We start from the raw sequence: 6,414 nt of genomic DNA on the forward strand, positions 1-6,414 counted from the left end.
CTCCTTCAGCTTTTCTTTCATGGACGGCATCCGGCTATGAAGCTGCTGATTTTCTACCTTCAGCTCTTTCACCTTCTGCTCCGCAGCGGCCCCACGGATCGCCGCTGCCTTCAGCTCCTTCACCTGCTCCACTGTAACGCCCTTGACGGCTCCTGTCAGCGTTTTCTCTGGCTGGATCGCGTCCAGGTCAACCCGCACCTTCTCCGCAGCCTGGAGCTGCCGCACCGTCCCCTGCAGGGCCTTCCTCTGCTGCTCCAGTTCGGCCATTTCCTGCTCCGCTGCCGCCACCTGCTCCTGGACAGCCTCCAGCCGCTTGGCCGCTGCCTTGAACTCCGGCAATTCCATGTGAGGACGGCCACCGCCCAGGCTGATGATCTCGAACTCATGCGCCTGGGCAATCTCCGTAAGCGACGCCTTTTCGCGTTCCATCCAGGCTCGCCACTCCGTCTGATTGCGTCCAAGCCCTACAAACCCCTGCTGCTTGAGTGCCTGTTTCATAGAAACCCGGGTGGAAAGGCCCCGGCTCTGCTCCGTGGCCACCGGCACAAAGTCTACATGGAGATGGGGCGTGGCCTCGTCCATGTGCAGCACCATATTGAACACCCGCAGATGGGGATTGCGCTCCTGGAAGGACTCCGCAAACTCTTTGAGAGCTGCTGCAGCCCGTTCCCCTCCAGGGGAGCCGCAGCCGCAGTCCTCCAGGTTGCCGATCTGGAAGATTGCTTCATGGAACAGCTTCTCTTGTTTCCCCTGGCGGATATGCTCATAGTAGTCGGGGATCTTATCCCTGGTCTTTTTCTTTTTGGCGTTATAGGCAGCCAGGGCCTCGTCGAAGATCTCATGGTAGACCTGTTTCAGATCATCGTTGCAAAAAGTCACATTCTGCTCCGTCCGGCTCCGGTCTACATTCGCCGCTGAAAAGCTCCGGTTGTTATGCCGGATGCTGCCCCGGCCAGTCATGCCGGAAATAGTTGTACCGATAAAATCACCCACCCTTTCTATCGTCTGAACCTCTTACCAATCCCATCTTACCATAGCCCCCGCAGGGGGGCAAGACCTCTTTGTTACTTTCTCGGTGAGAAAGTAACGCAAAAGCACTTTCACACCGCCGCCCCGTTGGGGCGTCAGTATGAAAGTGCTTTTGCGCGCTCCCGCGGGGGATCGCCGGAGCTGCCGGCCGCTGCGGTTTCCCGCTGCTCCCGGCCGGCTCCGGCTGGGGCTTCGGCCCCGCCTCCTCCGGGCGGCTCCCCAGGGGACGAGGGCTAATACACTACCCGCAATCCATTCTATAATAGGGAACAGCGGCTTTTGCGCAATATTAAATAAAAAAGCCGATAACACATAGGTTTTTTGACCTAATGCGTTATCGGCTCTGCGTCTATGCGTCTGGCACTTTTAATCATTTTTTTTTGAATTTATTATATGTGTTAGCTAACTGTCCACAAGCCGCGTTAATCTCTCTGCCATGAGAAACTCTCATAGTAACTTCAAGTCCTGCTTGCTCTAATTGATGTTTGAATGCAACTATTTCCCGTTTCTGTGGTGCTTTAATTCTTGAATTGCTTGTTGGGTTGTATTGTAACACGTTAATCATAACTTTTTTGCCCCGAAACCATTTTGCAAGTTGTCTTACATCTGAGGGCCGGTCATTTATACCCGGTAAAAGCAAATACGCAAAGACAATTTTGCGATTATGCCTTTCAGAATAGGATAAGGCTTGCTTAACAACATCTTCAATAGCATATATGCGCATGTGAGGAATAATACGATTTCTTGCAGATTGTGTTGCTGCGTGTAAAGATATTGTCAACTGAATTTTAAGATGTTCCTCGCGCAATTTTTTTAATTGATCGACCGGACCAACTGTTGATATGGTAATGCCGTCGGTTGGAAAGTTGAGCCCATATCTATCTCGGAGAATATGGATTGCTTTTATCAAGTTGTCATAATTGAATAAAGGCTCTCCCATACCCATAAAAACGATACGGTTTACTTTTCGACGCAACAATATAATCTGTTGTACGATTTCTGACGATGTTAGATTACGAACAAAGCCATTTCGCCCGGACTCACAAAAAATACAACCAACAGGACAACCGACTTGTGTGCTCACGCAAACAGTTCCACCATCTCGCCGCTTGATAAAAACCGTTTCAATGTATTTGTTGTCTTTCAGTTCGTAAACATACTTTTCAGTATCACTGCTTTTGCAAATATTTTTTACCAACATTGATAGATTTTTTTTGCGTGGTAATTGCTTATATAATTCTTCATATAAGGCTTTTGCTTCATTCTCGCCAATAACTTCCGACATTTCTTTGTAAGTAAATCCGTATGGATCATTCCGTACTTCCGCAGGCGTATATTTAGGTAAACGTTTCATTTTTATATCCTTTCTTCTAAATAATAAAAGTTTGTTTTTCTGTATTTTTGATTAGAGAAATCCAACAAACAAAATGCAAACGAGAACCACTCCCAGCGTTATCTTTAGAAAAACTTTTTTCATATAATAACCCGCCCCTGCAACTTCCAATTTGTCGGACTTTCTTATCCTCGAAATAATTTTCTAAACCAGCCTCGTTTTTCTCCTGGCTCCGGCTCCTGGCCCTGCTGATCCGCTCCGGCCTCGTCAGTAAGGAGCTGCTGTTGGATTGTTCCTGCATGGAGAGCCTGGGCCGCTGCCGCCGTCTTTTGGGCAGCAACCAAGGCCTCCGTCAATTTTTCAATCTGCCGGTCTTTTACTTCAAGCTGCCCCTGCAGCGTGTCGATAGTAGCCTGTAAAACTGCCACCACACTGTCCTCTTGCGACTGCTCCGACACCGCTCCACTGGAGCGCTCCGTATGCGTATCCGTATGCGCTCCAATGGAGCGGTCAACCTTCAAAAAGTCTTGTTTTATCAGGGTTTCAGCCTGCTCCGATAGATACAAGACCCCCTGCTCCGTATGCGCATACGGAGCGCAAACCGTATGCAGCTTCCCTTTATACCGTTTATAGACCGCCTGCTTCGATACTCCTATCTCGTCGGCTATCTGTCGGATCGTTTTCATACCTTCACGAACAGGCCAATGGGACACACGCCCTTAAATCCCGGCGTGGATATGTACCAGCAACCGGGGCCTTCCGGCTCCCAGGCTACCTCCAGGGTAATGTCATGCCACCCATCGGGGAACAGAGCAGTAAACCCCTGCCCGGCGTGTACGCCTTCCCCCTCCAGAAGTAGACGGGGGTGCGGGTCATTGTCTGCTGGATCGGGGAGCTGCAGCTGCGCGATCCTCTCTTTATCCCAGCTCATAATCGGCCCTTCCTTTCTCAATCATCATAGTGGCCCAGGCAGGAGATAATATAAATAACATCTCCCTGCTCATAGTAAACAATACGATTGGTTTCGTCAATGCGGCGGCTCCACCAGCCGCTCAGGTTCCCCCGCAGCGGCTCCGGCTTGCCGATCCCCTGGTAGGGGCTTCTCAGAATATCCTTTATCAGCGCGTTAATCCGTTTCAGCGTCTTTTTGTCCTGTGTCTGCCAATACAGATAATCACTCCACGCCCGATCCTCCCACAGCAGCTTCATCAGTCCACCTCGATCAGGTCATGCGCGGCAAAGTGGGCCTTGCCATCCTTCACATCCTGCATAACGCTCTCCAGGTGCCGGAGGTTGCTTTCCGAGTAGAACGGATCAGCCGAAACCTCAAACGGGATACGGTACTCCCTGCCGACCTTTTTTGCAAACATCGTAAACGCAGCGCTCATGGAAAGGCCCATCTCGGCACAGGCCCGTTCCATCCTTTTTTTCACATCTTCATCCAACTTAAAATTCACATTGACCGTGTGTGCCATATCCAACACTCCTTTCCTACTCATATTATATGCAGAAATAAAGAAAAATAAAAGTGTTTTTCTTTACAATTCTGCAAATGCGTCACGCTGATATGTAGACATTTATGGGTGGTAAACCCCTTGATTTGCAAGGCTTTCCGGGCGCAATAAAGAGGGGGGTGGTATGTTTACCCTCAGACCGCCGGAAAAGCCCTCCTGGGCCGTTACAGGGCCGGAAACCGCCCCTAATCCTTACTCTGGCCTAATGCCTCCACCAGCAGATCACTCACCGCCTGGGAGGGGGTAACACGCACCGTAATGTGTCCATCCTGGACACGAACAGCCGGGGGCGTGCTGTCCCACCACTTACGGATTGTTTTGGGATCAAGCCCCGTGTCCCGGTGGCAGTCGGCCTTACGACCTTCCGGGTGCTTCTGCCGCCACTCATACACCCTATTCTGGACTGATGGACGACCATTCCCTTCCCGCCAATTATCGTGAATTATATCCCTTGTTGCCCTGGCAATCTTCAAATGCTGCTCCTGCTTGCGCCAGTTCCGCTTATTGACCGGCATAGTCAGACCGGACAACTTCGCTATATCGTCCCTGGGAAATGTCACATAGTCCTCATTGAACATCTCCAGGGCACACACCACATCGTCTTTCGTGAAGCGGTTGATGTCCTCGACACTCATATCGTCATAAGGTTTCAGCAAGGAAAACGCGTCCCAGCGCAGCTCGTCCTCGCTAATCCCGCATTTCTTGGCGTAGATCGCCAGCGTCATAATGCCATAGAACCGATGGCCCACGCGAATCTCATCCCCGATCCGGTGCAGCCACCAGTCGTATAAATCTCGCTTGACCGTCCAGCGGCCCCGCCGCTCCTTCTTGACAATCCGCCGCTCGTACCAGTCCGGGTACTTCTCCTTTGCCTCAGCCAGCGACAGGCGGCTCTTTCTCATAAGCCCCTCAAGCCGCTGCTGCTCCCCGTTACTGTCCGGGATAAACTCCAGCAACTTCTCCAGCGTCACCCTCCCGCCGAGCCGGTAGGCCGTTACGGGGTACTCCCGACCCAGCTTGGAGCCGGAGCCGACCACCCGGAACCCCTGCAATATACCCTGCATCTGCGGCTCCTTGATGGTGGAGGTGTACCTGTTCCAGATCTGCCGGGTGAGAGAATATTTCAGCTCCTTCAAGCATTTCTGGTTGTGCGGGTACATGGGGATAGGCTCCTCCAGGACATAATACAGGTGAAGCCCCGTCCCGCTGTTTACGACAAAGGTTGCCTGGGGCAAAATATCCTTATTCATCTGGTGCAGCGTGTCCCGGAGCTGGGGCATCCCCACCCCATCCAGGTCAAAGACCATGGCATAGAGATACCGAGCATTCTTGCCGCACCGACGCCGACCGAAGTAGGACAGAGGGGACATGATGGTAAAGTCAGTATCGTAGACCTCCGACAGCTCCGACAGTTCATCGGTGATGGTGTAGCGTTTGGCCTTGCCTTCCTCCTGGATCTCCAAGGCAATCCCTGCGGCTTTTGGCGGCACCGTCACCGCGATCCCGTTGCCCTTTTCGTCCTCAAAATGGCCCTTCCGCTCAAAGCTGCCCACGGGGAAGATCTCCCGGTAAAACTCAAAAGGCGTGACCGGCTCCAGGAACTTCTCCAGATGCTCATTTTTTTCCCGATACAACGCCCGCAGCTGCTCCATAGCGGCCTGCTGATCCGTAGCCATAGAATCACCTCCAGAAGAAAAATTATCAAAAATCTGTTCCCACAAAAACGCCTGCGGGCGGGAGGGGGGAAAGGGGGAGCCAAAGAGCGGCCCCTTCGGGGCCTTAAAGAGAAAGTCACCTCCCCCTTTCCCCCCTGGCTCCGGCCATGGAAATGATGGAAAACCCTATTCGGGTTTACCACATTCCCACAGCCTCCGCCCACCCCCCTTTTCCCCTTCGACTTTCTCCCTGTCCGAGAGAGAAATTTAAGAGATTTCTTTGAGGGCCTAAAGGCCCATAGGGGGGCATATATTATCAATATATTTTTTCCCTATTTTTCGACAGCCAAAATTCCCGCCTTATTTCCACCTCTCCCTGGCCCCCTTACACGGCATATATTATCAATATATTTTTTCCCTATTTTCAGTTGTTATTATAGCCTGTCCAGGCAGCTCTTTCAAGACCCCTGGACAAGCTATATATTATCAATGAGATTTTTCCTTATCAAAGTTCCATGCCGCCCCAGGTGTGGCCCCGATCCTGCTCCTGTTCCGGCTGTTGCAGCTCCGGCACAGGCAGCAGCTCCCGCGCCCTTTCCAGCATGGGCCGGAACTGCTCCGGCAGGTGCCGATCCAGGAAGTCCAGCACCGCCTCGACCCCTTCCAGGAGCCGGGATGCGAAGTTGCGCTCACTGTCCAAGCTGTTCTCCAGATACTCCACCTGTACCTGCAAATTGCGGTTTTCGTTGATAAGCCGCTGCCGCTCCTCGGCCTCCTTCAGCTTTTCTTTCATGGACGGCATCCGGCTATGAAGCTGCTGATTTTCTACCTTCAGCTCTTTCACCTTCTGCTCCGCAGCGGCCCCACGGATCGCCGCTGCCTT

8 protein-coding genes are annotated in these 6,414 nt (G+C 52.1%); all 8 read right to left on the minus strand.

The features are described 5' to 3' along the window. Positions 1 to 993, minus strand: a 993-nt coding sequence (locus tag ACTNBK_RS16420) for a plasmid recombination protein (protein WP_441147717.1), incomplete at its 3' end; no start/stop codon positions are given. A gap of 406 nt (positions 994 to 1,399) precedes the next feature. Beyond that, positions 1,400 to 2,383 (minus strand): 23S rRNA (adenine(2503)-C(2))-methyltransferase RlmN, encoded by a 984-nt coding sequence (rlmN, locus tag ACTNBK_RS16425; RefSeq protein WP_002584956.1) that lies wholly within the window; start codon positions 2,381 to 2,383, stop codon positions 1,400 to 1,402. A 164-nt stretch (positions 2,384 to 2,547) separates the two neighbouring features. Next, positions 2,548 to 2,928, minus strand: coding sequence for a hypothetical protein (locus ACTNBK_RS16430; RefSeq protein WP_243270633.1), 381 nt, complete (start codon positions 2,926 to 2,928; stop codon positions 2,548 to 2,550). Between the two features lie 116 nt (positions 2,929 to 3,044). Further along, positions 3,045 to 3,293, minus strand: a complete 249-nt coding sequence (locus ACTNBK_RS16435) for a hypothetical protein (RefSeq protein WP_177696385.1) — start codon at positions 3,291 to 3,293, stop codon at positions 3,045 to 3,047. 17 nt (positions 3,294 to 3,310) lie between these two features. Continuing rightward, a complete protein-coding gene (locus ACTNBK_RS16440; protein ID WP_195556787.1) occupies positions 3,311 to 3,571 on the minus strand; it encodes a Txe/YoeB family addiction module toxin in 261 nt (86 codons plus the stop codon). Then, complete coding sequence (locus ACTNBK_RS16445; protein WP_177696382.1) at positions 3,571 to 3,837, minus strand: type II toxin-antitoxin system RelB/DinJ family antitoxin; 267 nt, start codon at positions 3,835 to 3,837, stop codon at positions 3,571 to 3,573. Before ACTNBK_RS16445 ends, ACTNBK_RS16440 begins: the two co-directional genes overlap by 1 nt. A gap of 224 nt (positions 3,838 to 4,061) precedes the next feature. Next, complete coding sequence (locus ACTNBK_RS16450) at positions 4,062 to 5,552, minus strand: hypothetical protein (protein ID WP_272041096.1); 1,491 nt, start codon at positions 5,550 to 5,552, stop codon at positions 4,062 to 4,064. Between the two features lie 484 nt (positions 5,553 to 6,036). Beyond that, positions 6,037 to 6,414, minus strand: a 378-nt coding sequence (locus ACTNBK_RS16455; protein WP_441147721.1) for a hypothetical protein, incomplete at its 5' end; no start/stop codon positions are given.

The sequence above is a fragment of the Intestinimonas sp. HCP28S3_D6 genome, from assembly GCF_052065695.1.
In the GTDB taxonomy this organism is placed as follows: Bacteria; Bacillota; Clostridia; order Oscillospirales; family Oscillospiraceae; genus Intestinimonas.